Genomic DNA, 1,573 nt, shown 5'->3' on the forward strand with positions numbered 1-1,573 from the left:
GGATCAGCCTGCTGGTCGGGAACATCCTGTCGGTCAGCCTGCTGACCTGGGTGGTGATGCCGGTCGTCACCCGCGCGCTGGGATTCTGGATGCGATCGGACCCCCGCCCCGATCCCCGCACCGACCTGGTCGGACTCGCTTGCTCGGTGGGTTTCCTGACGCTCGCCGCGATCTTCTTCTATCTGGTGACAAGGGTGTTCTGGACGCTCCCGTGACGTCGATTTCGTCAATAGGCCCGGTGAAGTCCAACTGTTCCCGGTTCGTCTCGGCTGGCAGGCGAGTTCGGCCTCCTGGGCCGCCATGACGAGCGTGGCCCCGCGCCGACAGGCTCGATCAGCCGATCGGTGGTGCGAGATATTCCAGCGCGTAACCATCGCCGGAGGGGGTTACGCGGGCGATGCCGGGTGAGTCGAGGTGGGCGCCTGCCACGAAGTGGTCCGGTTGAGTCAGCTGTTCGAGCAGGGCCGCTCGCGCGGCGCGGGCCTGGGACTGGTTGCCGTCGAACTCCCAGGTCACGTTCGGCTGATCGAATTGGAGCGTGGGGACGTGGACGGTGTCACCCCAGACGAGAAGGTGGCCGGTGGCGCTGCTGACGTCGTAGACGGTGTGACCGGGTGTGTGGCCCGGTGTCGGAATCGCGGTGACCCAGTCGTTGATCGTGACTTTCTCGGACACGGGTACGACCCGGTCGCGGATCGGCTCGAGCCGCCCCGTGAACACCGAGGTGTCGCCCGCGCCGATCCACACCCGCTCGAGTTCGGGGAACGCCTCCGAACCGTCCGGCGTGATCAGGCCGCTCACGTGGTCTTCGTGGTTGTGGGTGATGGCGACGTCGGTGACCTGCGCCCGGTCGATTCCCGCTTCGTCGAGTGCGTCGTAGATCAATCCCATGGTGGGGTCGTGCCAAACGTCGGACGCGCCGGTGTCGATGAGAACCGACCGCGTGCCGTCGGTGACGAAGAAGGCGTTGACCGACAGCCGCAAGTTGTCGCCGGCCAGCGGCACGGCGGTCGGCAGCGCGGGGAGCGGGCGCCCGTCCTCGTCGCGGAGCCGTGTCGGTGGCATGTCGATGTACCCGTCTCGCAACGAGATCACCTGCAGACCGCCGAATTCGAACGTGGCATGGTGCCGGCCACTCGAGATCAAACGCATGGAGCCTCCATCGTGTTGGGCGCGTATCGCTTCTCTCCGATGGAAGAGTAAATCTTCTTTAGGAGAAAGTCTACACTGCAGCGAGGTATCCATCGATCGAGGAGCACGGTGGTCGAGCAAGACGCAAACGTGGCCGAATCACAGCACCGTGATGACCTGGCAGGCGCGTTCGGCCGTAACGTACGGCGACGCCGCGAGGAGGCGGGCCTGACGCTGGAACAGCTGTCCACACAGTCGTCGGTCAGCCGGGCGATGCTGTCCAAGGTCGAACGCGGTGAGAAGAGCCCGACGATCGGTGTCGCGTCCAGGATCGCCCACGCGCTCGACGCGTCGCTCTCGGACCTGGTCGGTGGAGCAGCTGCTGCCGCGTCCGGTGTGGCCGTTGTCCTGCGCAAGAACGATCGCCCCGTTTTCCGTGACC

Annotated in this window: 2 protein-coding genes and 1 pseudogene; 2 read left to right on the plus strand and 1 reads right to left on the minus strand. The window is 65.8% G+C overall.

The window, feature by feature from the left end; genetic code table 11:
* A pseudogene (locus ACFWF3_RS35390) lies at positions 1-215 on the plus strand (antibiotic biosynthesis monooxygenase); the annotation flags it as partial.
* Between the two features lie 118 nt (positions 216-333).
* On the opposite strand, the gene ACFWF3_RS35395 reads toward ACFWF3_RS35390, so the two are convergent.
* On the minus strand, positions 334-1,152 hold the full coding sequence (locus ACFWF3_RS35395; protein WP_379318489.1) for an MBL fold metallo-hydrolase: 819 nt from the start codon (positions 1,150-1,152) through the stop codon (positions 334-336).
* 108 nt (positions 1,153-1,260) lie between these two features.
* Between ACFWF3_RS35395 and ACFWF3_RS35400 the strand changes: the two genes are divergently transcribed.
* Positions 1,261-1,573, plus strand: a 313-nt coding sequence (locus ACFWF3_RS35400; RefSeq protein WP_379318490.1) for a helix-turn-helix domain-containing protein, incomplete at its 3' end; no start/stop codon positions are given.

Origin of the sequence: Nocardia sp. NPDC060220, assembly GCF_042727815.1 — a bacterium.
GTDB lineage: Bacteria > Actinomycetota > Actinomycetes > Mycobacteriales > Mycobacteriaceae > Nocardia.

What these genes read in the sequence shown, in the direction of transcription:
- ACFWF3_RS35395 (WP_379318489.1), bottom strand. Translation starts at nt 1,152, where the DNA reads ATGCGTTTGATCTCGAGTGGCCGGCACCATGCCACGTTCGAATTCGGC.